Annotated in this window: 15 protein-coding genes; 9 read left to right on the forward strand and 6 right to left on the reverse strand. The window is 52.5% G+C overall.

Going from position 1 to position 25,451, the window contains the following annotated elements; genetic code table 11:
- Position 1: 1 nt before the first annotated feature.
- Entirely contained in the window at positions 2-637 is a 636-nt protein-coding gene (gene hisH, locus KOR42_RS12740) for an imidazole glycerol phosphate synthase subunit HisH (protein ID WP_146510217.1), read from the reverse strand.
- Between the two features lie 165 nt (positions 638-802).
- The gene (locus tag KOR42_RS12745) at positions 803-1,120 is read right to left on the reverse strand and encodes a hypothetical protein (RefSeq protein WP_231740904.1); all 318 of its coding nucleotides are present in this window, start codon (positions 1,118-1,120) and stop codon (positions 803-805) included.
- Between the two features lie 1,852 nt (positions 1,121-2,972).
- Here KOR42_RS12745 and KOR42_RS12750 point away from each other — a divergent pair.
- The 6 genes from KOR42_RS12750 (at position 2,973) to KOR42_RS12775 (ending at position 12,942) form a co-directional block, all read left to right on the forward strand.
- A complete protein-coding gene (locus KOR42_RS12750) occupies positions 2,973-6,038 on the forward strand; it encodes an insulinase family protein (protein WP_231740905.1) in 3,066 nt (1,021 codons plus the stop codon).
- A 137-nt stretch (positions 6,039-6,175) separates the two neighbouring features.
- Entirely contained in the window at positions 6,176-6,706 is a 531-nt protein-coding gene (locus KOR42_RS12755) for an FKBP-type peptidyl-prolyl cis-trans isomerase (RefSeq protein ID WP_146510218.1), read from the forward strand.
- A gap of 196 nt (positions 6,707-6,902) precedes the next feature.
- Positions 6,903-7,889 (forward strand): TGS domain-containing protein, encoded by a 987-nt coding sequence (locus KOR42_RS12760; protein WP_146510219.1) that lies wholly within the window; start codon positions 6,903-6,905, stop codon positions 7,887-7,889.
- Positions 7,890-8,227: 338 nt separating this feature from the next.
- A complete protein-coding gene (locus KOR42_RS12765) occupies positions 8,228-9,076 on the forward strand; it encodes a rhomboid family intramembrane serine protease (RefSeq protein WP_146510220.1) in 849 nt (282 codons plus the stop codon).
- A 160-nt stretch (positions 9,077-9,236) separates the two neighbouring features.
- Entirely contained in the window at positions 9,237-10,616 is a 1,380-nt protein-coding gene (argH, locus tag KOR42_RS12770) for an argininosuccinate lyase (RefSeq protein WP_146510221.1), read from the forward strand.
- 283 nt (positions 10,617-10,899) lie between these two features.
- On the forward strand, positions 10,900-12,942 hold the full coding sequence (locus KOR42_RS12775) for a PrkA family serine protein kinase (RefSeq protein ID WP_146510222.1): 2,043 nt from the start codon (positions 10,900-10,902) through the stop codon (positions 12,940-12,942).
- A gap of 326 nt (positions 12,943-13,268) precedes the next feature.
- On the opposite strand, the gene KOR42_RS12780 is transcribed toward KOR42_RS12775, so the two are convergent.
- The 3 genes from KOR42_RS12780 to KOR42_RS12790 form a co-directional block, all read right to left on the reverse strand.
- Complete coding sequence (locus KOR42_RS12780) at positions 13,269-13,889, reverse strand: 4Fe-4S dicluster domain-containing protein (RefSeq protein WP_146510223.1); 621 nt, start codon at positions 13,887-13,889, stop codon at positions 13,269-13,271.
- 172 nt (positions 13,890-14,061) lie between these two features.
- Positions 14,062-17,259 carry an efflux RND transporter permease subunit gene (locus KOR42_RS12785; protein WP_146510224.1) on the reverse strand — a complete coding sequence of 1,066 codons (3,198 nt, stop codon included), beginning with the start codon at positions 17,257-17,259 and terminating at the stop codon, positions 14,062-14,064.
- A 13-nt stretch (positions 17,260-17,272) separates the two neighbouring features.
- Positions 17,273-18,505 carry an efflux RND transporter periplasmic adaptor subunit gene (locus KOR42_RS12790; protein WP_146510225.1) on the reverse strand — a complete coding sequence of 411 codons (1,233 nt, stop codon included), beginning with the start codon at positions 18,503-18,505 and terminating at the stop codon, positions 17,273-17,275.
- Positions 18,506-19,161: 656 nt separating this feature from the next.
- On the opposite strand from KOR42_RS12790, the gene KOR42_RS12795 reads away from it, so the two are divergent.
- Together KOR42_RS12795 and KOR42_RS12800 are read left to right on the forward strand one after the other, a co-directional pair.
- The gene (locus KOR42_RS12795; protein ID WP_146510226.1) at positions 19,162-21,693 is read left to right on the forward strand and encodes a tetratricopeptide repeat protein; all 2,532 of its coding nucleotides are present in this window, start codon (positions 19,162-19,164) and stop codon (positions 21,691-21,693) included.
- 227 nt (positions 21,694-21,920) lie between these two features.
- A complete protein-coding gene (locus KOR42_RS12800) occupies positions 21,921-22,814 on the forward strand; it encodes a TIGR01777 family oxidoreductase (RefSeq protein ID WP_146510227.1) in 894 nt (297 codons plus the stop codon).
- 60 nt (positions 22,815-22,874) lie between these two features.
- Here the strand turns inward: KOR42_RS12800 and KOR42_RS12805 are convergent, their stop codons facing one another.
- On the reverse strand, positions 22,875-24,320 hold the full coding sequence (locus KOR42_RS12805) for an MFS transporter (RefSeq protein WP_231740906.1): 1,446 nt from the start codon (positions 24,318-24,320) through the stop codon (positions 22,875-22,877).
- A 399-nt stretch (positions 24,321-24,719) separates the two neighbouring features.
- Here KOR42_RS12805 and KOR42_RS12810 point away from each other — a divergent pair, with 399 nt between their 5' ends.
- Entirely contained in the window at positions 24,720-25,448 is a 729-nt protein-coding gene (locus KOR42_RS12810; protein ID WP_146510228.1) for a glycosyltransferase family protein, read from the forward strand.
- Positions 25,449-25,451 lie beyond the last annotated feature (3 nt).

The following is a 25,451-nucleotide window of genomic DNA, read 5'->3' on the forward strand; positions in this document are numbered from 1 at the left end:
TTCAACTCCGAATAGTCGCAGATTCTTCAACGAGATTGGCATAGTTTCTCAGGAGTTGCAATCCGACCCGCTGACTTTTCTCCGGATGAAACTGAGTCGCCATCAGGTTTCCTTTTGCCACGATTGAGGCAAATGGCTGAGTTCCATGGGTTGTCTGCCCAATGACCGTTTCCCGATCAGTAGGGCGAACGAAAAAGCTATGCACGAAATAGAAATGCGATTCGTTCGAGATTCCTTCCAGCAATGGATGAGCTTGAACAGTGTCCACAGCATTCCAGCCCATGTGAGGAATCTTCAGCTCCGGCTCGTTCTGGAATCGAACGACATCACCATCGATCAATCCCAAGCCTTCATACTCTCCATCTTCATAGCTCGTTTCGAAGAGAAGCTGCAGCCCGAGGCAGATTCCAAGAAGCGGCTTTCCAGAATCGACAGAATCGCGGAGAGCGGTCGGAAAGTCCTTTTGACGAATTTCTTGAATGGCATCCCGGAACGCGCCGACCCCCGGCAAAATCAAACCGGGGAATTGCTCCATCTCGTTCGGACGACTCACGATTTGAGCTGGGACTCCGAGAAACTCGAAGGCCTTCTGAACACTTCGCAGGTTCCCCATTCCGTAATCGATAATACCAATCATGAATCTGCCTGTCGTGAATTTGTGAATGCCCCGGAAACAGTTCGCGAGGTTGCCTCAATCGAGAGACACAACGAAGTCATCAGCGGGCAAACAAAAAAACCGAATTCTCACAACTTGCGAGAATTCGGTTCATGACTTCATCGAACTTGAGCACTTTCAAGAATGCTACGCTTCTTCGATCTCAAGTTCATCCAACTCGTCCACTCCGCTGACATCGGAATCAACAAGGTCATTCTGAAGGTCTGGACCGTGATCGTAGCAGTCACTGTTGTGCCACAACGGAACTCCAGCGGAGTACCGGGCAGCCAACATTTTGACCTTATCTTCAGAACCAGGCTTTGCCTCAGTTGGAGTGAGCGGATCGTACCCGCAAATGTCGAATTCTTCGACACCCTCTTCGAACTCAGCTCCATCATCGCTGTAAACGGATTCAATGCCAAGTGCGATGTCAACCTCTGGGTCAACCTCGAAGGAAAACTCCATAAACCAATCTCCCCTCATCTCTGTCAATGAGTGACTTTTCAACAACGACGCGCGGAAAAGTCCGTGTCGTCTCAACCAATTTCCAAATTACAACGTGATTCGGCGGAGATCTCTCCGTAAAGCCGAATCAAAAATCCGCGAGGAAAATGGACTCCCCGCGATCAACAAATCTTTGCACAGACAAAGTCATTCCACACAGGGAAAAGACACTCTCTGGTAAAAAAACATTGCATGATAAAATGCGACCCGAACCGGACTCTCCGATTCAGATCATGGACTGTTGCCGCAGAACAGAGTTTCGATTCGTTTTTGTTCAAAAAACCTTGAATCGACTAAGTTCGAGACAGCAGCTTAACAACATTTCATCGGGGAGATGCCACCCGCATCACTGCGAACCTCGACACCACGATCCCCTCTGACCTACTGGCCACATTCAACAATTCCTCATGCCAATTTCACGGCATCGCAACATATTCGCTCCATCACAAAATAGTCGTTGCAATCTCGTCGAATGTTTCTACAGCCATTTTTCATACTGAATTGATCACGTTTCTGGCGGTCAATCCGCACTCTCTCCACTCACCAATTCCATTTTTCCAGTCCCTTGGATAAGCAATTTACGTCAGCAGGTCCGACTCATTCGGCCTTCAGAATGACGACACAGGGACAGAGGTCAGGGGATCGAAAACGCTCACTCTCAGTCCTCCAGATTCTCTCGGATCGTCGCAAATTGTCAATAAAAAAATGAGCAGTGGAAGAAGATTCCCCGGATTCCTGACTCATTGTTCTCGCTGGCGAACACCCACCGATTAGGTGTGACCAGACCGATACTATTTCGAGATTCTGCCCCAGTGAATTGAGTCCAATTCCAACTTGCGCAGCAGTTTTCGTTTTTTGGCCCAGCCGTCGAAAACTTAACAAGTTTCTCACAATCTAGAATTCGCGCCCGCAATCAACATCGCCCGGCAATTGCTCGCGAATGGCACGCCCAATCAATCAAAACTCTCCGATCCGACTTCGAAAATCAGCCTCTGGAAACCACCAACTCCTTCAAACCATTGCATCAACATCGACGTAATAAACAAGCACCGATCTCTAAACTCCTGCTGAAGCAAATCGAAGACAACTCTTCAGCACGCGAGAAGCGAACTCTCCAACACGGGGACAACCAAAGATCGATTCATCCCACGCGCAGAACCGCAAGGTTCTCGTGAGCATCCCCTGTCTCGCGCTTTCCTCGAGCCAGCGCGGGGACGCTTGATTCGAAAATCTGAGACTCGATGAGTTCGCAAGCAGAACGAAGAAGCAACCTCCGCACTGGACCACTTGAAGCTTGAGATGCTTCGGCAGTCAACACGTCGACCATTTGAGATCGAAGAGTGTTGGTGTCCTCATGACGTTCAAGTTCCATGGGAAGTACCGTGGTTGCGTAATAGAAAAAGCGGCCGATGCGCATTCATCGACCATTCATCTCCTCAAGGACAGCCACGCCTCGCCCGGTGACCAAAAAGGATTCCCATCACACCCAATGCGGTACGAAAAGTCACCACGAACGCGTTGGTTCCCCTAATCTTCCTATTGCCACACGACATCGATCGTCCAAAGATCATTTGAGCCTGTGCGGCGGCGGAACGCATTCGAAAGAAATGGGCCCGCAGTCGACCAATTGTATGCAACAGTCGGCTGTTGAAGAGTTTGCAAATCAAGGCCTCGCTGCTAGTATCATCAGGAATTGAACAGTGAGAAACTCAATTCCCCCAATCGCGTTTGAGACGGCTTTTTTTCTCAATCGGCTACGAGGACTCCCAACATGTTCCGAAACGGATTGTGCTTCTTCATTTCAGGGATGATTATGATGATATCAGGACAACAAACCGTCACTGGCGCTGAAGAAATCACCTCTGTTGAGGGAATCACAGAGTACCAGCTTGAGAACGGAGTTCGGGTACTTCTATTCCCTGATCCTTCGAAACCTCAAGTCACCGTCAACATGACCGTATTCGTCGGGTCACGCCACGAAGGCTATGGCGAAGCGGGCATGGCTCACTTGCTCGAGCACATGTTGTTTAAGGGCACTCCCGATCATCCAAACATTCCCAAAGTGCTCAAAGAGCACGGTGCCCAATTCAACGGGACAACCTGGCTCGATCGAACGAACTATTATGAGACACTTCCTGCCAGCGAAGAGAATCTCAAGTTCGCCATCCAGTTGGAAGCAGACCGACTCGTCAACAGCTTCGTCAAAGGCGAAGACCTTGAATCTGAAATGACCGTCGTTCGCAACGAGTTCGAATCCGGCGAAAACTCTCCGAGTCGAATCCTCGGACAAAAGGTGATGTCGACCGCCTTCGAATGGCACAACTATGGCCAATCGACGATCGGAAACCGAGCAGACATTGAACGTGTTCCTGTCGAGTCTCTGCAGCGTTTTTACCGAAAGTATTACCAACCCGACAACGTGATGGTGATCGTCGCGGGAGCATTCGATCCGGAAGCCGCCATGAAAGAAATCGAACTTCGATTTGGATCGATTCCGCGTCCGGATCGTGTTCTTGAAGACACTTATACGGAAGAACCTGCTCAAGACGGCGAACGACTGGTCACTCTTCGTCGCGTCGGAGACGTCGGACGTGCCGCTGCGGTCTATCACATTTGCTCGGGAGCCCACCCCGACTACGTCGCAATTGATACTCTCGAACACATTCTGACATCATCCCCCTCCGGACGACTTTATTCGGGACTGGTCGAGTCCAAACTTGCAGCAAGTATTTCAGGAGCCGCTTACGCACTGCACGATCCGGGCGTTCTCCGGTTAATGGCAGAAGCGTCTCCCGGAGTCGACCCACGAGATGTCCTTTCCAAACTTCTTGAGATCACAGAATCCATCGGAACAGATGGAGTGACCGAAGAAGAAGTCGAACGCGCCAAGCGCTATTGGTTGAAGACGTGGGAAATGTCCCTCACGGACAGTAGTCGACTGGCGGTTCAACTCAGCGAATGGGCAGCCCAGGGCGATTGGCGATTGATGTTCCTCTACCGGGATCGACTGGAAAAAGTCACTCCAGAAGATGTTCAACGCGTTGCTGCCAAATACCTTCAACAGAACAATCGAACTGCGGGACTCTTCATCCCCACCGAAGAGCCCGAGCGAATCAGCGTTCCACCAACTCCTGATCTGGCGGAAATGATCGGCGACTATAAAGGTCGAGAAGCGGTCGCTGCCGGTGAAGCCTTCGAAGTGACCCCGGACAACATTGAGGCTCGCACCACAAGAGTCAATCTTCCCTCCGGCGTCAAAGCGGCATTCCTCCCCAAGAAGACGCGAGGAGAGGCGGTCGTCCTTGAATTCAACTTCCGCTACGGAGACACCGACTCTCTCAAAGGACTGGCCACAGCTGCTGAACTGCTTCCAACGTTAATGACAAGAGGGACCGGCTCTCTCAGTCGACAACAGATTCAGGACGCACTCGACGAAAACAAAGCGAAGCTGTCCGGATCCGGAATTCCAGGACTCATCAACTTCTCGATCGAGACACGACGTGAGTTTCTCCCGGAAGTACTGAAACTGTTCAAAGACATTGTTCGCGATCCATCACTTCCAGAATCCGAACTGGAACTGATCCGAAACTCGAAAGTCGCCAGCTACGAACAACAACTCACCGACCCCACAGCCCTCGCTCGCGTCGCCGTCTCTCGTGCACTCAGCAAGGACTACCCGGCCGATGACGTTCGTTACACGCCGACGATTGAAGAAGAAATTGAACGCCTGAAAGCGACAGAACTCGACGAGATCAAACAACTCTACAAAGACTTCCTCAACGGAACGCATGGCGAAGTCTCGATCGTCGGCGACTTCGAAATCTCAGAGGTTCAACCTCTCGTCGAAGAGATTCTGGCTGACTGGACCTCACAACATCCATTCGAACGGGTCGGTCGTCCTGAAACTGTTGACGTTCACGGAGGTCGTGAAGAAATTCTGATCCCCGGCAAGGAAAACGCCACCTATCTCGCTGGAACACTCTTCCCGATCACCGACGATAACCCCAACTACCCTGCTCTGGTTATGGGGAACTACGTGCTCGGAAGCAGTGGCCTCTCATCACGGCTGGGAGATCGAGTCCGTCAGAAAGACGGGCTGTCCTACGGAGTCGGCTCCATCCTCCGAGGTTCTGCGATCGATCCTCGCACAACTCTCCTCGTCTACGCGATCACCAATCCCGACAACATGTCGAAGGTTGAAAATGCGATCGAGGAAGAGATTGAGCTCCTGCTCGAAAAGGGAGTCACCGCCGAGGAACTGGAAGCTGCACAGAGAGGCTATCTCGAGCGGCAAACAGTTGATCGCTCCGACGATCGCCAGCTCGCGACAACTCTCACTAACACCGCATACCTCGGTCGTACGATGGGATTTTATGCGAAACAGGAACAGGAAATCGCGGAGTTGACAACAGAAGACGTCAACAAAGCACTGAACGAATTTCTCAGCTTGAAGCACTACGCCGTCTTCGCTGCCGGTGACCTGCAACGAGAAACCGACACCCCTAAAAAGGAAAGTGAAGCCCCCATGCCGGCGGAAAAAGACGAACTCAAAACAACAGACAGCGGACTCAAGTATCGGATCATCGATCCCGGCGAAGGCACTCAACCGACTGCCGCAAGCACTGTTGTTTGTCACTACAAAGGCTGGCTCGACAACGGAAGCGTTTTCGACAGCTCTTACGACCGCGGAGAACCTGCGACATTTCCGCTGAGTGGTGTGATCAAGGGTTGGACCGAGGGACTTCAGCTCCTCAAAGAAGGCGGCAAAATTGAACTTGAGATTCCTTCGGAACTCGGATACGGAGATCGTGGTGCTCCTCCCGTCATTCCACCATCTGCGACTCTTCATTTCGAAGTCGAACTTCTGGATGTTCGCTGAGAATGAATGATCGTTGACGAACGTCGTCAACGTTGGTGATCCAGTCGCACGAAAACACCGAAGTGGTGCGGCGGATCGCCATCATCGATTTCGAGTTTCTCCACCTACATGAATGACAATGAAGGAATCAACGTCACATGCGATTCGATATCACACTTGCAAGCTTGTTCTCTCTGATGACCGTCCTGATGCTGGCTGGTTGCGTCGCTGGCCCGGATGATTTTACCGCAAAGTCTTCGGAAGACGACCGCAACTTTGATGTCGTCAGCCCGAGCGGTGACCCAGCTGCGAATCAGCAGACGGTCTCGCTTGTCTCAGCTGAAGAGCGCGGAGACTTCCGATCGACTCCATCCGGCCTCAAGTACCGCATCATCAAAGAAGGCAAAGGACGAAAGCCCAACCGGAACTCAACAGTCACTTGCCACTATCGGGGCTGGCTCGATGATGGCACCGAATTCGACAGCTCCTACCGCAGTGGACGAGCGGCAACTTTCCCATTAAGTGGAGTCATCAAAGGCTGGACCGAAGGACTGCAACTGATTCAGGAAGGTGGAGCGATCGAACTCAAGATCCCAAGCGATTTGGGATACGGCCCGCAAGGTTCTCCTCCCACAATTCCAGGTGGAGCAACACTGCACTTCGAAGTTGAGTTGATCAAAGTCAACTAGATATTTCCTGTGAGCTTTCCTCGCTCGCACGAGCGAAGAACGCCAAGCTCTCAAGTCCCGCATCCATCCGAGTCTTGGGTTAGAATCAAATCTTGCCCTCGACTCGATGTGACGCGATTTTCAAATTTTCCGGGACAGCTGAATCAGTCACTGAGAGTCGAGTGAGCAGGACTTCTCTGCCTGTTCGGAAGTTTTGATGGCTGCTAACCTCACTCCCCAGTACTACAAAGCCGAAGCAGCATTTCGCCGTGCTTCGACTCCTCGTGAGCGTCTGCAAGCTCTCGAAGAAATGCTGCGAGTCATCCCGAAACACAAGGGAACGGACCGAATTCAGGGGGCAATTCGCGCGCGACTCAAAGAACTTCGCGCCGAACTTCAGAGCCTCGGAACACGTAATAGTGCTCACAAGAGCTCTCGTTTTCCTCGCCAGGGATGCGGAACAGTCGTCCTCGTCGGGGCTCCGAATTCCGGAAAGAGCAGAGTTCTCAAAGAGACGACGAACGCAACTCCCGTTGTCGCCGAATACCCCTATTCCACGCGCGAAGCAATGCCGGGTCTCGCAACCGTGAGTGGGGTCCAGATTCAACTCATCGACACTCCCGCAATTGCGGAAAACGTTGTCCCTCCGTCACTGGTGGATCTGGTCCGGACAGCTGATCTCGTCGTGTGCTGCATCGATGGTTCCTCACCCGACGCAGTGCGTGAAACACTCGAGGTCTACCGACAACTCGCGGACCGCAAGACCCTGCTGGACCATGAGTCAGGATTCGCTGTCGATGACTTGACGACTGTTCGGATTCGGTCATTGATCGCGATCACGCGAGGAGATCATTCGAATACTCAAGCCGTCGTTGCCGAGTGGAAAGAGCGTTCCGGGCTTCGATTGCCCATCGAGATCGTCGACCTCGATTCTTCGAGCGATGTGGAACAGCTAAAAAGTCGAATGTTCGAGTCGCTGGGGCTGATCAGAATTTTCACGAAGCGGCCGGGAGAAGAGGTTGCCATGGATTCCCCGATGACCATTCCGGTTGGAGGAACTGTTGAGGATCTGGCCGAAAAAGTTCACCATGAGATCGCGTCTCGATTGAAGTTCGCTAAGGTATGGGGCAGCAGTGCTTTCGATGGCCAAACCGTTGGCCGCGATCACGTTCTCTCCGACGGAGACGTTGTCGAACTCCATTGATGTCGACGCAGCTGCCTATTGACTTTAGAGTGACACTCTGGTCAATAGAGACAGAGTGAGACACAAATTTGCCGCAATTCGCCAATGACGCACCCACGAAATCGGAAGCGATGAGTTTCAGCCCAAACGCGGGAAACACGGCAACAGCAATAAGCTCTCAAAGTGGTCGCCAAGCACGAAAATCGAAAAGCAAACTCAACAGCTTGTCGATTCAGCGATCACTTCGAGACAAAGACAAAACAATTCAGACTTGAGTCACATTCAGACGATCTGAAGCCCGAGCCCCGGACTGCAATCTCGGCGTCGACTCCTGTAGCACCACTTCTCAACGATGTCTTATGCGAAAAATTGGAACGTTTGATTCTCAATCGCTGGCAGAAAGATTTCACTGGTTTCTGATTTCGAAAGAGATTGAGAATCAACTCGATGAAGTTCCGCCTCACTGGGAGATCTGGGTTCTCGATGATGACCTTCTCCCCAAGGCTCAGGAGGAACTGACAGCCTTCCTGGAATCGCCAGATGATCCGCGATTCAAAGTCAGTCCGCCGAAGATCGTCAAAAAGCCAAAACCAACTCCGCGCCGGACTACGACCGACTACTCAAGCATTCGCGTGACGCGTTTTCTGATTGTCGCCTGTGTCGTCCTGACGATTTACACCGGGATGGGGACACGCCATCCGGAAGTCGTCAACTGGCTGCTCTATTCGAAGTTTCAGAAAACCGGTCCGAACTGGCCTCTCTCTCCGGAAATCATGCGGGGAGAAATCTGGAGACTGGTCACTCCGATTTTCATCCATCTCTCCGTTCTGCATCTACTGATGAATATGTACTGGATGTGGATTCTGGGCGGAATTATCGAACGCAGACAAGGTCCCACCCGCCTGATCATTCTGACGATTCTCACCGCCGCCGGGTCCAGCATGACCCAGTACTTCCTGTTCGGACCGGCCTTCTCCGGGATCTCTGGCGTGGTCTACGGGCTGCTCGGTTATCTCTGGATGAAGTCGATGGTCTCCCCGGAAGAACAGCTCGGCGTCCCGCAATCGCTTGTGCTGTTCATGCTCGTCTGGCTCTTCCTCGGAATGTCCGGAAGCCTGGAAGCACTCGGAATGCGAATCGCCAACGGAGCACACTTTGGCGGACTGATGGCCGGAATGCTGGTCGGTTCCATTCGATCCTGGAAGTAGTCCGCTATCATGGGGGCTCTGCATTCGAATGCAAAATCGATGCGGAGACTTCGGAGCGACTCGCTATCACTGCTTTTGATAACAGTGATGTTCCGCTCAAAAAGACGTACAACACACAACGCAGACAGACAGCATATTCACTTTTAGATGGGAATTGATTGTGGCCGGAAAAGCTTGGGGCGGACGGTTTTCGGAACCAACGAACGAACAGGTGGAGTTGTTCACCGAATCGATTTCCTTCGACGCACGTCTGGCTGCGGTCGACGTGAAGGGTTCTCAAGCTCACGCGCGGATGCTTGCCGAAGTCGGACTGATTTCGAAAGAAGAGGCTGATCAAATTCAGACAGCTCTCGATGAAATCCTCATTGAGATTCAACAGGGGAAGATCGAGTTCAGCCCGTCTCTTGAAGACATTCACATGCACATTGAGTCCGCGCTCATCGCCCGCCTTGGCGACGTGGGACGAAAACTGCATACCGGCCGTTCGCGAAACGATCAGGTCTCGACGGATATCAAACTTTATGTCCGTGACGAAATCGATCACCTCGACAAACTTCTTCAACAGCTGCAGCGTGCCTTCGTCAGTCGCGACGATGATCTCGATTTAATCCTCCCCGGCTACACCCACCTGCAACGTGCTCAACCCGTCAACGCGGTTCACTACTGGCTGGCGTACACCGAAAAGTTTCAGCGCGACCGTGAGCGTCTCGCGGACTGTCGCCGACGCCTGAATTTCTCTCCGCTGGGGGCAGCTGCGCTCGCAGGCACAACACTCCCTATCGATCGTGACCAAACCGCGAAAGACCTCGGGTTCACCGCTCCCGCAGCCAACAGCCTCGATATTTCAAGTGATCGTGATTATCTCGCCGAACTGGTCTCTTCACTCTCGCTGATTGCGATTCACTTAAGCTCATGGGCGGAAGAATGGATCTTGTGGTGTACCACCGAATTCGGGTTCATGACTCTTTCGGACGCATACACGACCGGCTCTTCGATCATGCCGCAGAAGAAGAACCCCGACGTACTCGAACTGATTCGAGGAAAGTCCGCCCGCGTGATTGCTGCCTCGCAGCAACTATTTGTCCTGATGAAAGGGTTACCGCTGGCGTATAACCGGGACCTTCAGGAAGACAAACTCGCCGCCTTCGCTGCGATTGATACCATCAAAAGCTGCCTGGAACTGGCTCCTTCGATCGTCATCAACGCCAAGCTGAATCGCGATAAAATCGCCAGTCGCATCGACGATGGATTCCTCGACGCGACCGCTCTGATGGAATATCTCATCCTGCGGCAGGTCCCGATGCGGACCGGTCACGAAATCGTTGGAAATCTCGTCGCGCTTTGCGAGTCAAAGAACTGCCGGTTGAAAGATTTGAGTCTCGAAGAGTTTCAGAAAACAGCCCCGCAAATCGACAATGATGTCTACGACGTCCTCGGTGCCGAGAATGCTGTTTCCGCACTTCGCAGCTTCGGATCTGGGGGACACGACAGCGTTCGGCATCAACTGAAGCTGTGGCAAGATCGCCTCGCAGAGAATTGATGCGACTGCAGATACGTTAAGGCTTCTTAAAAAACGGTCTTGTCAGAATAGACGGCTTCGTGATAATAGGTCAGCGAAGAGTTGAACTCTTCCGGCACAGCATTTTTTGAATCTCACTTGCGCCGTTCCTTTGGCAATCCAGCAGTCGGCTTTGGACGCCTCTTCCGTCCTCGCTCTCAGTCTACTGACTTGCGTACAGGCATCGACGAATGATTGATGCTTATTGAGATTGACCGCGTGTGATATGGAAGGGCTTGCCGGCTGCTTGCACAGGAGAATATACGTGTCTACCGGTCAAGCAATTCTGTCGAAGATGTCTGCTCAACAGAACACTGAGCAGTATCGTCACGAGAACTGGCAAGGTTCGTTCTCGGAATACCTGGACATCGTCAAAGCGAATCCAGCAGTGGCCCGAACGTCGTACCAGCGGATGTACGACATGATCATCGCTGAGGGAACCTATCCGGTCGAAGGCAGCAAAAACCTCGTCCGCTATACCTTCTTTGATGACCCGCACAACAACGGCGAAGATGCCATTTTCGGACTCTCCGAAACTCTGATGGCTCTCGTCAATGTCTTCCGGTCCGCAGCCTTGAAGTACGGGACCGAGCGACGAGTGCTGCTTCTTCACGGACCGGTCGGCAGTTCGAAATCAACAATCGCACGTCTTCTGAAACAGGGACTGGTCCGCTATAGCCGAACCGACGAGGGAGCCCTCTACTCATTCGGTTGGAAAGAGGAAGACGGGTCGATCACCTGGGACCCGATGAACTGCGAACCGCTGCAACTCATCCCAATGAGTGCGAGAGAAGACGTCTGTCGCGAATTGAATGCAGATCGTCCATCGGACACATACTCTGTCGAGATCACCGGCGATGTCTGTCCGCTGTCACGCTACTACTTTCAACAACGCCTCCAGGAACACGATGGGGACTGGACGAAAGTTCTCGAAAGCGTCGTTGTGCGCCGAATCTTCCTCTCAGAACAGGACCGAATCGGAATCGGAACGTTCCAGCCGAAAGATGAAAAGAATCAGGACTCCACCGAACTGACAGGAGATATTAACTATCGAAAGATCGCCGAATTCGGAACCGAATCCGATCCGCGCGCATTCAACTTCGACGGTGAGTTCAACGTCGCCAATCGAGGGATGATTGAATTTGTCGAAGTCCTTAAGCTGGACGTTGCGTTTCTGTACGACCTTCTTGGAGCGTCCCAGGAGCACAAAATCAAACCGAAGAAATTCGCACAGACCGATATCGACACCGTCATCATCGGACATACAAACGAGCCGGAATACAGAAAGCTCCAGTCGAATGAATTCATGGAAGCACTTCGCGACCGAACGATCAAAATCGACGTTCCGTATGTCACACGGCTGAACGAAGAAGTCAAAATCTACAACAAGAGTTACAACCAGGCACGCGTTCGAGGGAAGCACATCGCCCCACATACACTCGAAGTGGCAGCCATGTGGGCTCTTCTGACACGACTCGAACAACCGAAGCATCACGGACTGACACTGCTTCAGAAAATGAAGCTTTACAACGGAAAAACGCTTCCCGGTTTCACAGCGGAAAACGTCAAACAACTCCGCAAAGAAGCCAAGCACGAAGGTCTCGAAGGGATCAGTCCTCGATATGTTCAGGACAAAATCTCGAATGCCCTCGTGGTCAATACGACATCGACAAGCTTGAACCCGTTCATGGTGATGAACGAACTCGAATCGGGATTACGGCATCACTCGCTCATTGGAAACGATGAAATTCGCGAACACTATCGCCAGCTCATCTCGACCGTGAAAGAAGAGTACACAGATATCGTGAAGAACGAAGTTCAGCGTGCGATTGCCGCTGATGAGGACGCATTAACCCGCTTGTGCGGCAACTACATCGACAACGTGAAAGCCTACACGCAGCACGAAAAGGTCAAGAACCGATTCACCGGAGAAGATGAGGAACCGGATGAACGACTGATGCGATCCATCGAGGAAAAGATCGACATTCCGGATTCACGAAAGGATGATTTCCGCCGCGAGATCATGAACTACATCGGAGCCCTTGCGATCGATGGAAAGCAGTTCAATTACAAAACGAACGAAAGACTTCAGAAAGCCCTCGAAATGAAACTTTTCGAGGACCAGAAAGATACGATCAAGCTCACAAGCCTCGTTTCCCAAGTCGTCGACAAAGACACGCAGGAAAAGATCGATATCGTCAAGAGCCGGCTGATTCGCAACTACGGCTACAACGACGAATCCGCCACCGATGTCCTGCAGTACGTGGCCAGCATTTTTGCTCGTGGCGACGTGAAAGACGAAAACTAGAGCAAGTTGCTCTCTCCTGTGCACTCGCTTGAGCTTTTTCATCAGGTAAAAGACTGAGTTTGCTCGTGCGAGTGAGTGCACACCAAAACAGAAAATGCTCTAAACCCCGCTCATCGCATTACAGCATTCGTCGGAACTCGTTTGTCCGATGGGTGCTGTGATTTTTCGAGAGTGATCGTTCGAGTATTGCTTGGCCTCAAGTCGACAGTCGCTCAGCCGCTGTCTGCGGGCACGTTGCATTTCGCTTGCGCAACGCGATCCGAATGCTTTTCTGACGATGCTCGAAAACTTGAAGTGAGAACGATTCGATCGACGCTCAAACGAGCTTAGTCCATGAAAATTCGTTCCCAGTCGTCATAGATGCAATCGAGAAGATCTCGCCCCTGCTCGGTGGCGTTGTAGCAAACGAGTTCGCTGTCTGACTCGACCAATTCTGCAATGGCGACCGTTTCCCCGTCTTCTGAAAAGAGCCAGGAGGGAACGGTGAAGTGATTCAGAATCTCATGGAGATCTTCACGCTGTTGCGGGAGGAAAACCTGTCCGTCGAGGAACAGCTGATAGCCGTACTCTTCGATTTTCGGCCAAGGCAAATCCTCTGACTCGCCTTTCCAATAGGGCGCAAAGATCGAATGGTCGGTCGGCTTCACGTTCGGATTGTGAAGCATGTCGATTGCGTTCCACGGGCAGATCGTCAGCTGATAGTAATCAGAACTGTCATTGGGAGACCGGTAGCACATCTGACACCCGATACAACGGGATGTGTCGATCTGATGGTAGCTCTGTCCCGGCATCGCACTGGGAACTTCGTAGATACAATCCACTGGACAGACAGTTGCGCAAGACTGGCAACTCGTGCACGAATCTTTGTTGATCACGTTCAGATAACGCGTCTCTTTCTTGCGATCATCTTTCCGTGTCGCAAAATACTCGTGGACCGAGATGGTCATCGCTCGACGTTCCTCACAAAATCTCTGAGTGGATTCAGTCACAGAATAGCTGCGGAAGGCTATTGAGGCTACCGATTTGCGTTGTCGGACTGACTGATTCTCGGTCTTGAGACCGATTTGTCAGTTCTCTACCCCGACATTCCCCGCACAAGCTCCGAATTCGCATAACCTCCTAGACATTCACCACTTGCGGTGTCCTCGCGGGAACGGGAGTTGCCTGCTCAGTTGGGTTCGTTGCCACCAGTCTTTCCCCTTCCGGAAGAGTCAGCCGCAGGACGAGAGGGATCAGAACCAGGGTGATTACCGACCCCGACAGGAGACCACCAATCACCACTCGGGCGACAGGTGCCTGAAGTTCTCCCCCTTCTCCGATTCCCAAAGCGACGGGAAGCATGCCGAGAACGGTGGTGAGAGTGGTCATCACAATTGGACGAAATCGCCTAACGCTGGCCAGTCGAGTGATTTCCAACGGGCTGTGTTCCGGATATCGAACCCGCAACTTCTTCGCGTAATCGACAAGCACAATCGCGTTATTGACCACCACCCCAGCCAGAACGATCAAACCGATAAATGACTGCACATTCAATGTGGTGTCCCAGAAAACGAGAACGAGAATCACACCCACTGCAGCAACCGGAATCGTAAACAAAATCAACAGGGGATCAGTCAGCGACTCAAACTGGGCTGCCATGACCATATACATCAAGACGACAGCGAGCAGAAATCCTTGAACGAGAAGAATGAAACTCTCTTGCTGTTCTTCCCAGTCACCACTGATGTCGACACGAAACCCATCCGGGATTGCGAGACCGGCCAAGGCGACTTTCAAGTCTCCAATCACTGCTCCGAGATCGCGTCCTTCCGAAGAAGCACTGATAATCACCACACGCTGGCGGTCCACGCGATCGATCGCCAATGGAGTCGAATCAAGCTGAAACGAAACAAGGTTGCCGAGCGAGACAAGTCCTCCGTCTTCGGTGGCGACAGAAATCCGATCGAGGTCCGCCTGGCGGGAGCGGTTCTTTTCATCGAGTCGGACCAAGACGTTGTATTCATCTCCATCGACACGGAAGACGGTCGCTTCCCGTCCTCGAAACGTCGTCTCGAGAGTTTCTGTAATCGTTTGGACCGTCACGCCCATGTGACTCGCCTTCTGGCGATCGATGACCGTCATCAATTCGGGACGATCCTTGTCCATCTGTTTTTCGACATTCACAAGCCCGGGGATTTCATTCATTTCGGCAATGACAGCATCGGCGAGCTGATCAGCTGTGGCCCGATCGTGCCCCCTAACGAAGATGGCGATATTGTCGTTCCCATTGCTCGCGAACATTCGCGAAATCGGCAAACCTCCATAGACACGGGCTGACACAGTCATCCCCGAGATCGGCGGAAGTTGTTTCATGAATCGAGACCGAATTTCCTCAGCCGTTTCGGTTCGCTGATCCCGGGGAACCAGTTGCAAAATCGCTCGCGCCTGATTCCAGTCTTCACCCTCATCCGCTTTATCACCGATGAACAGGGAATTCGTTTCCACTTCAGGGATGTGCTCGACGATCGCAGATTCAAGTTTTGCAGCTTGTCGATCTAATGTGTCCAGTTGAATTCCTGGGGCCATTTCGCCGGTGATTCCAAGTCTCCCGTCGTCGGTCTTGGGAAGAAAGTCCGTTCCGATCCGAGGAATTAGTCCGAGCGACGCTGTTACGATCACCAACAGCACACAAGCGGTCACAGGATAAGCTCGCAAACAACGCACGAGAAACCATGAGTAAGTTCGCTCGATGCTGCGGAAAACAAACTCTGAGCCTCGATGAAGGACGGTTGCGGGAAGTTCGATCAGGCGTCGAATCCGCGAAATGGTTCCACTTGCCGAAGCTTGTCTCTGCTGTTCAGCGTCTGAATCATTCTTCAACCAGTATGCTGCCAAAGCAGGGGTCAATGTTAGACTGACGAACAATGAACACACCATCGAGCCACACACCACAAACGCAAGTTGGTGAAGAAGAATGCCGGTCATTCCGTGAGTAAAAACAAGCGGCAAAAAGACAATCAGCGTTGTGATGGTGCTCGCGGTAATCGCTCCCGCAACTTCATTGGTTCCCTCAACCGCGGCCGTTTTGGAATCGAGCCCTTCCTCACGTTTTCTGAAAATGCTTTCGAGCACAACAATCGAATTGTCGACCAGCATTCCGATCCCGAGAGCAAGCCCGCCGAACGAGACCATATTCAGCGTATAGCCTTTGAAATAGATCAGAACGAATGCCCCCAGCACCGACAGTGGCATGGAGATTCCAATCACGATGGTGCTTCGGAAACTCTTCAGAAAGATCACCAGAATGGCCATCGCCAGCGCCATTCCGAACAACGCAGACGTCTTCAGGTTGTCGATGGAATGGCGAATGTAGTCTGACTTGTCGAGCCGAATCACAAGTTCCGAGTTGCGGAGTTCTTCATTCAATTCGGCGACCGCTTCGTGAACGGAATCGCTCACGTCGATCGTATTGGCCCCCGCTTGCTTGAAGACGTAGACCATGATCCCGGCTTGACCATTGGTTCGCGTGCGCTGTGTGATGCGTTCGTGACTGTCGACCACTTCTGCGACATCGCTGATTCGTACAACCGTTGCCCCGCGACGTTGAATGACGAGACTTCGAATTTCATCCAGACGCTGAAACTCGCTACGACTTCGGATCAGTCGATGCAGGTGCCCTTCTTCAAAATCGCCCGCGGGCTTGCTGACATTTCCTTCCTGCAGCGCTGTGACGACCTGATTGACTCCCAAACCGAGGGCTTCGAGTTTATCTCGATCGATGTCGACGTGAATCTCCCGTCGAACATTTCCCCGCATCGAAACGCGTGCCACTCCTTCGAGGCGCTCCAGTTGTGGAATGATGGTCGTTTCTGCAAGGCGAGTCACTTGTGTCGCCGGAAGCTGGCTGTTCAACCCCAGATAAAGGACCGGAGAATCGTTCGCGTCGTAGCGTCTGAGATACGGAAGATCGACATCGTCGGGAAACTGCTGCCGCACCTTGTCAATCGACTGCCTCATTTCGTCGACAGCGACATCGAGATCCGCCCCCCACTGAAACTGAACTCGAATGACACTGCTTCCCTCGATGCTCCGGCTGGACATCTGCTCGAAACCGCTGACCGAACTGAGCACTTGCTCAAGCGGGCGTGTGATCAGAGTTTCGACTTCTTGCGGACCAGCCCCGGGGTAGAGCGTGGTCACCGTCACCGTCGGGAACTCAAGATCGGGCATTAAGTCGACGGAGAGTTCGGTGAGCGCGACCCAACCAAGCAAAGCGATAATAATACTCGCCATCAGAGTGCTGATTGGGCGATGAACAGCAAGTTGAGGAAGATTCATCGTCACTCGTTCCTTATTCGCCGTCAGATGTCGAACTGTCGAGGTTTTCCGTCTCCAGCGATGCCGTCGTTGCAGTGGGCCAATCCTGAATGGATGCGACCACTTCCTGATTGTGCTCAACGAGGCGATTGCCGAGCGTCATCACTCGTTCTCCCTCCTCGATTCCGCTTTTCACTTCAACGACGAGACCATTGGAAACACCAAGCTCAACAACTCGTTTCTCCGCCTTTGAAGTCGCTTCATCGACAACAAAAACCTGTGAGTCCTCCGCCGTATTCACAACAGCCGCAAGAGGAATCAAAATTCCTTCACGACTTTCTTCCGGATTCAAAGAGACTCTGGCGAACATCCCCGGCTTGAGAATGAGTTCTGAGTTCGGCACTTCAATATGCACGGGCGCCGTCCGTGTTTCCGGATCAAGAGTGGGAGCGATCCGGGTCACTGTACCCTGAAAGTCTCTCCCCGGATAAGCATCGACATTGACCACGGCACGTTGTCCGACAGCCACTCGACGATAATCCTTCTCAATGACTTGAACGGTTGTTTCGACGGTCTCGAGATCGACAATTCGGAACAATGGCAAATCCGGCTTCGCGAGATCACCGACATCTGCCAGTTTGCTGGCAATATAACCATCAAGCGGTGAGGACAGAACCAAATCTGTCAGCCCCTGCTGAACCGTATTCAGAAATTCTTGCGCTTCGGAGACGCGAGCCCGGTCGAGTTCTTCGTTCGCCACTGCAATCTGGTAGTTGGCCCGAGCCGTTTCCAGTTGTTGTTGAGAACCGGCCAGTCGATCAACAAGGTGACTTTCAACGTCAAAGTTTTGTTTCGCCAGCTTCGATTCTTCAATCCGCACCTGCAGCTGAGCTTCCGCCACTTTGAGTGCGGCCTTGGCCTGCTCGATCGCTTCGAGCTGATCCTGATTTTCAAGCTCACATAAAATTTCGCTACGCCGAATACGATCACCGAGATCGAAACTCATCGTCTCGATGTAACCTTCAAGCTTCGAGCGTATTTCCGTTTGAGCAGCGGGGATCAAAGTTCCGACGAGAACGATCTCCTCATCGATCGAATCACGACGCGCCGCCACCACTTCAACGGCGAGCTTTCGTGTCGCCTTCGGTTTCTGCGGAGTCGCGATCGCTTGCAATGACTCGCGGTAGACAACGTACCAAGCCCCCCAGGCTGCTGCGATTCCACAACAACAGATGAGGACTCGACCAAACCAGTTCAAGTATTTCACGTCTGGACTCCTGGGAGGGAGAGGAGCAAGGTGGGGATGGCGAGAAAATGATCTTCTCCCTTATCAATGCGCTTGAGTGGGTTGAATTGGTCTTCGTTTTGTTCACTCGTGTGAGTGTTTGAAAACCACTTCAAGGAATGCGATCAAGCCCTTGGTAGAGTTCTATTAAACATGTTGTAAGTGCCGGTATCAACGGAGTTTGATCTCTGTTTGCAAAAAACTGGCCGAGCGAAGTGGACAGGCAATTCAACACATACAACAGGAATCCGGAGAATCGAGGGCTTTTCCAGTTTCAGTGTGCAACGTTTTGTGAATTCCACGCCAAAGAATTGTTCAATCTGTCGCGCGAAGCGACTTCAATGCGGATCGAAATTCTGGCTGGAAACACCTTCTTTTTCGATCCCGTTTCACTCCGGGTTCAACCACGTTTCTGACAGAGATTCTCGAAGAAGTTGCCACGACCGAAACGAAATTTCGTCTCGACACGCTCCGGGTCATGGTTTACAACGATTTTTCGAGTTCCCCTCCGAAGAGCACATCATCCTGGGAAGTCCTTCCCACATTCATACCTCTCCCCCCACTCAATTCATAAATCTCATCGCAACAATGTGTTGCGACCATTTGAGTAGGCCATCCCCGTCCTACCGAGGGTCGTCATGAATCGTATTGCGCAACTATCACTTACTGGCTTCCTGTTTTGTACGGGCCTTGGCTGCCAATCGGCAAAACTAACCTCGTTTCACCCCGGAGACTATCTCCCCTTTTCCAAGAAGGGTGACGTGAAAGAACCGGTGGAACAGGACGAGTCCAAACCACTGATCTCATCCAAAACATCGACGCAAATATCTCCCGGTTCTGGAGATACAGCGATAACAGAGATCCGTCTCGGGCAACGGGAAATCGGCGCATGGTACGAAGACCAACGCGACGAACACATCAAAGCTTCGAGAAAGCACTTCGAGAAAGCTCTCGACCTGCAGCCTCGCAACAACGTTGATGCACACCATGGACTGGCAGTAACTGCCGATCTCGATAGAAACTTCGAAAAGGCAGAAAAACACTACCAGGTTGCTCTCGCGCTCTCTCCAAACGACTCGCGTCTGCTTGGGAACCTTGGCTATTCCTATCTGCTCCAGAATCGATTCATCGACAGTCAGCGGTATCTTGAACGGGCCATTCAAATTGACCCCAAGAACGGCGACGCCATTCGCAATCTCGGCGAAGTCTATTCTCAAACCGGCCGAAAGGATTTGGCACTCGCGACCTTCTCGAAGATCATGAGTCCAGAGGAAGCTGCGGTTCTCATCAACCAAACTCCGGAGAAGCAGAGTGATGGGTCCGTCTTCAACCAACTGATGGCGAAGTCCGATCAGAAAGAGAAGAAAGAGAAGAAAGAGAAGATAGACGTCACTCAGCAAATCCTGGACATGCGTGCGGAGCAGGATCGGCAGACACGCGAGCTGAACCAATCACAACAGCTTCAGTCACAACAACGGCAAATGATGGCCGCCGCGAATGCTTCTCCGTCTCAGCATCCGCAGCGATCGAATCAGCTTCACCCGATAATGACCGCAAACGAACCGAACCTTCAGTCGCAACTTGCTGCGATTGATCGAGAGCCGTACTCACGACTGGAAAGCGGACCAGTCGTTATCGACGGTGTGACAGGTGCCCCTCGATACGGATCTCCGACTCCATCTGCTCGTCAGAATTCCGGGATTCTTCAGGCTGCCCACGAAGAAGGTCCGACGGGTTATGGCAATCAGGTCGTTTCGGCCAACTTGCCTGACGCACGTCACATCCCGAAACCAACCATCGATCAATACGAAGCACCTCCGTCGCAACCGGTCATTCAGCAAGCTGCGTATCACCAATCCAGTGTCGCGATGCATACAGAGAGCGATCTCGTGACGGACTATCAGGACCAACTTCGCCGCCCGTGGAATGGAACGGCTCCCGCTTCCAATCGAGCGACTCCATCGAGCGATTCTCCACAGGTTGCTTCGCATCACCAACAACCCCTGGCTGACAGTCACGAAGAGTTGAACCAGCAGCATCCGATTCCTCCGACTCCCGAACCGCAGGGGTCTGACCCGTTTCGTAGCGCAAGCCTCGTGGCAGCCCGACTTGGAATGGGATTACCTCGTACGAAATCATCGTCCACGAAGCTGATCAGTGCCGACAACAATGCTCCGAAGCAGGTGCCCGGTTCGAACTCGCACTGGAATGGTTCAGAGTTTTCACAACCTGAACGCTTCCTACCGACAGATGTCGCCCCTCTTGATCTCAAACAAGCTCATCAGTTGAGTGACACCAACAAGTCGATGAACAGTTCACTCGGCCAACAACTTCCGCAAACTTCGGCCGGACAATCGCATCCACTTCAGGCAGCAACGCAGTTTGGAACAGCTTCGCGATTCGAAAACCCGTCGTCGAACACTGTGATTCCTTCTCCTTGGGATCAACAACAATCGAACTCGAACATCCGCCCCACATCGTCAGCTTCCGTCGCTGAGCAATGGAATGCCGAGAAAGAAGCCTTCAGCCAACAACTCAATCAAGTGGTCGAAGAAGGTTCACAAGACCGTCCTGTTCACCTCTTCGAATCACAGAGTTCACAGGCTCAAATCCAGTCGCCGGCAACCTACGGAGGAATGACGACGGCCGATCCGGACCATGTTGTTCCAGAGTCGTATTCCCAGCGACAGAATGCCCCTGCAACTCTCAGCCAAAGTCATCCACTCAACTTGAAGTCTGCACCAGTTGCTGAACGGTCATCGAATCAGCTTTCGTCTTCCGATCGATCTTTCAACGCCTCCACTTCAGGCACCGCACGATCGGGCGTTCAGCAGGTCAACTACGATTCGGTTAAATCAACTTCGAGTGCAGCTGCATTCGCGAATCGATCAAGTGATCCATCGATTCAAACTCCTCCGCCGTACGGAATGGTGGTCACTCCAGATCCGGAAGCTGGACAGGCTCCCGCAGCCCACACACTCCACTCCGGTCAGCCTCAGCACGATGCGGCAAGCAGCAACGAATCGGCGACAGAATCAAACCGAATGCGGCTCTTGCCTGCCGAAGGAACCGAAGAAGCCACTCCTTTGATTCGGACACCTCAACACTCGCTTCCAACGCAATCTGCACCGGAAGACTTCCGCCCGTTGATTCGACCATCTTCACCATGATCGAACGAGAGACGACGGCAACGCGTGTGAACGAACTTCACATGACGTCCCGAACGTGCACATTCAACTCAAGAAACGAATGACTTCATGTAGCCACTACGGAGACAGTGCGTACAATTCAACCTCAGAGGTTTGACCTGTGTCCGCCGAATCGAAGTCGAGTTCACGACACTGTTTCGGGAGATGAGGTCAACGATCTTCGTGAATCGGAACTTTGGAGTTGAATAATGCATGTCTTCGTGACTGGTGCGAGTGGACTTCTCGGGAGCTACCTTTGTCCCATGCTGGAACAGTCCGGTCACGAGGTGACATGGTTAACTCGCAAACAACCGACCGATCCCCACGAGCGACAATGGGATCCCAAGGCAGACACTCTCCCTCGCGAGGTTCTCGATGGATGCGACGTCCTCGTCCATCTCGCGGGAGAAAGCATTGCTGAAGGACGTTGGAACGAAGCGAAGAAAAATCGCATTCGAGAGAGTCGCGTTCATTCCACGAATCTCCTCGCTCAAGCACTCACGGAACAGGAAAAGCCAGCGACGGCCTTCATCGTTGCCTCTGCCATCGGATATTACGGTGACCGCGGCGACGAAGTTCTCACCGAAGCGAGTAACGCGGGCTCAGGATTTCTCGCCGATGTCTGTCAAGAATGGGAAGCTGCCGCCGAACCTGCCAAGTACGCGGGAATTCGCACAGCCCACATTCGCACGGGTCTTGTTCTCGCTAAAGAAGGCGGAGCACTGCCTTCCATGTTGACTCCATTCAAATTCGGAGTCGGAGGAGTGATCGGCAGCGGAGATCAGTATTGGAGTTGGATCTCGATTAAAGACATCGCCCGGCTCTTTCAGTTCGCTGTCGAAAACGACTCTGTCTCGGGCCCCGTCAACGGGACGGCTCCTCACCCGGTCACAAATCGGGAGTTCACGAAAACATTAGGAAAAGTGATCTCACGTCCAACGGTCCTGCCACTTCCCGGCTTCGCTGCAAAGTTAGCACTTGGGGAGATGGCCGAAGCGCTCATTCTCGCAAGCTCAAGAGTTCTTCCCGAGCAAGCTGAGAAGCACGACTTCAACTTCGCGCATCCCGATCTCGAACAGGCTCTTCGTGAGCTCAACCTCTAGGAGTCTGGGAAGGCGATCGAACTCGATCGCCAATCGTGAAACCGATCTTCGAATCGAAATTCAATTCGATTCCGGTGGAGCGGAATCTTCTGCAGCCGCTCCACTTGATTCGTTCAGCTTCACGACTTCCTTCTTCAGAGATAGGAAGGACGCCCCTCCAGCGAGCATGACAATTGCTCCCAGCCAGTACGGGCCGGTGGCGAAGTCTTTCTCGATCGTCAAACCGGCAATCGGTCCCAGAATTCTCGCGAGCGAAGACAGACTTTGACCGACGCCCAAGACTCCTCCCTGCTGATCGTTGGAAACCATTCGCGAAAGCAACGACTGAAGCGACGGAGCAATAAAACTGAACCCGATCACGCAAATCGGAAGTACGGAATACAGAAAAGCGGTCGAGCCAAGATCGCCGGCCACTCCAATCAACGCCAGGCCAACAGTCATCAGACCAGCACCGGTCAAAGCCATCTTGTATTCCCCCACCTTGGGGACCAGTCGTCTGACCAAAACTCCCTGACTGAGAGTCAAAATCAGCCCGATATAAGCGAAAACGTAAAAGTTGTATCTCGGCGAGACTCCAAGTCGTCGCGTCAGCAGAGAGAGCGAACTCTCGAACTGGGCCAAAGCAAGGGTCGACAGAAAAATCCCCAGCAAAACAATGGCCACCGATCGAGTTTTTAACAGCGTTTGGAACTGCTTCACATCCAGCCAGTGATTTGAAGCTGGTTTCGACTCCGGATTAAGCGATTCAGGCAATCGAAATACTGCGAACAACAAAGCGATCCCAGACAACACCGCTGCCACGTATCCCGGAGCTGCGCTCGGAACAGGATTGATGCGAGTTGGATCATGTTGAATGGCCGACCGCAGCAGAGCTTCGTCGTCATCCTCCAGCGGAGCAATCTCGCGAACTTGTTGGACGACTTCGTCAACGTTCGGATCATCTGTGAAGTCATGGCTTTCGACAAACTTCAGCTGTTCTGAGGTCAGATTGACAACGGGCTCGTTCGAAACAAAAGCTGCTCCAATCAGAGGCCCAAAGGTAAATCCGATCCCGAACGCCGCTCCAATCAGCGCCATTCCTTTGGCTCGATCCTTCGGACCTGTGCAGTCCGCGATATAAGCCTGAGCAGTGGAAATCGTGGCGCCTGCGATTCCAGCTCCGATGCGGGTCAGAAACAGCCACGTCAAAGCGCTCAGTCCCAGCATTGTTCCCTCGCGACCGAGTGAGGTCGCCAAACCAAACAACGCATAAGAAATCGTCGACCCAACCAGACCGACGATCAACACAGGTCGTCGGCCGATTCGATCGGAAATCCGTCCCCAGATCGGCGCAAACAAGAACTGCATTGCCGAGAACGACGCCATCAGCATCCCGAGCGGAAACCCTTCAGCGTCAAAGTGGCGGCCGTAACGTGGCAACAACGGCATCACGATCCCGAAACCGAGAAGATCGATGAAGACCGTGACAAAAACGAGAAACAGACCAGCTTTTCGAGGTGCAGACACGATGGCAAGATTGCTTTTTCAGGGACGGACGGATTTTGGTTTGCGAATTGGTTTGCGAAACAGTAGAGACATTTCTGCCCGGTGTCGAATCATCACCGAATCTCCGGAAACCAAGGAGACGTTCCCCTCAGATGTGATCGTGCTCCGTTCCCATCGCAAAACCGGCTCCCTTGAGGAAATGCACGACCTCCTCAAATTGTCTCCTCTCCCGAAGTCAATCCCAACTCTGTAAAGCGCAAGGGATTTCCGACGGCCACGAAGAAAGATTCCTCGAGAAATCGGTGCGATCGCTGCCGATTCAATTCGATCTTGCATTGATTGCGCGCACAGAACTAGACTCAAAAATCTGCCAGGCTGAGCCAGGAACGGCTTGAGTTGGCGATCGCCCGGGAGCACGACATGGATGTCATTGACCGTAACGTCATTTGTATGAAATGGGGACGCAAGTACGATGCGACCTATGTGAACAAGCTTCACAGCATGGTCAGTCGTCACTTGACGCTGCCGCATCGCTTCATCTGCTTCACCGACAACGATGAAGGCTTTCATCCGGACATCGAAGTCCTTCCGATGCCCGAACAAGACTTGACAAAGGGCACAAAAACCGGGGCTTGGAACAAGGTCTACAACTTCCGCAAAGAACTCGGTGACCTGCGTGGACAGGCTCTTTTTCTCGACCTAGATGTCATCATTCTTCAGAATATTGACTCGTTCTTTGAGATCCCCGGATCGTTCTGCGTGATTCGCGAGTGGGACAAATCCTCTCAAGGAACCGGAAACACCTCGGTCTACCGGTTTGACATCGGGGCTCACGTTCACGTCTACGAAAATCTGATCGAACACAAAGCAGAAATTTGCGGAAAGTACCGCCGCGAGCAGGCTTACGTCACCGAAAGCATCGCAGAGCACGGCGACATCACCTACTGGCCCGAAAACTGGTGCCGAAGTTTCAAAAGACATTGCCTGCCTCGCTGGCCGTTGAGTTGGATTCAGCCCCCCACGATTCCGGACGATGCCAAAATCCTGATTTTCCACGGGGACCCGAAACCCGAAGACGCAATCCGTGGAAGCCGTTCGAAACTTCGTCGGATTCAGGCGACACCCGCACTCGCCGAGCACTGGCGATAGGTT

It is taken from the genome of Thalassoglobus neptunius, assembly GCF_007859735.1.
Taxonomy (GTDB): domain Bacteria; phylum Planctomycetota; class Planctomycetia; order Planctomycetales; family Planctomycetaceae; genus Thalassoglobus; species Thalassoglobus neptunius.

Bases quoted from the DNA above. Each gene is read 5' to 3' on its own strand.
- hisH (WP_146510217.1), bottom strand. From the start codon at position 637: ATGATTGGTATTATCGATTACGGAATGGGGAACCTGCGAAGTGTTCAG.
- KOR42_RS12745 (WP_231740904.1), bottom strand. From the start codon at position 1,120: ATGGAGTTTTCCTTCGAGGTTGACCCAGAGGTTGACATCGCACTTGGC.
- KOR42_RS12750 (WP_231740905.1), top strand. From the start codon at position 2,973: ATGATGATATCAGGACAACAAACCGTCACTGGCGCTGAAGAAATCACC.
- KOR42_RS12755 (WP_146510218.1), top strand. From the start codon at position 6,176: ATGCGATTCGATATCACACTTGCAAGCTTGTTCTCTCTGATGACCGTC.
- KOR42_RS12760 (WP_146510219.1), top strand. From the start codon at position 6,903: ATGGCTGCTAACCTCACTCCCCAGTACTACAAAGCCGAAGCAGCATTT.
- KOR42_RS12765 (WP_146510220.1), top strand. From the start codon at position 8,228: ATGCGAAAAATTGGAACGTTTGATTCTCAATCGCTGGCAGAAAGATTT.
- KOR42_RS12780 (WP_146510223.1), bottom strand. From the start codon at position 13,889: ATGACCATCTCGGTCCACGAGTATTTTGCGACACGGAAAGATGATCGC.
- KOR42_RS12785 (WP_146510224.1), bottom strand. From the start codon at position 17,259: ATGAATCTTCCTCAACTTGCTGTTCATCGCCCAATCAGCACTCTGATG.
- KOR42_RS12795 (WP_146510226.1), top strand. From the start codon at position 19,162: ATGAATCGTATTGCGCAACTATCACTTACTGGCTTCCTGTTTTGTACG.
- KOR42_RS12800 (WP_146510227.1), top strand. From the start codon at position 21,921: ATGCATGTCTTCGTGACTGGTGCGAGTGGACTTCTCGGGAGCTACCTT.
- KOR42_RS12810 (WP_146510228.1), top strand. From the start codon at position 24,720: ATGGATGTCATTGACCGTAACGTCATTTGTATGAAATGGGGACGCAAG.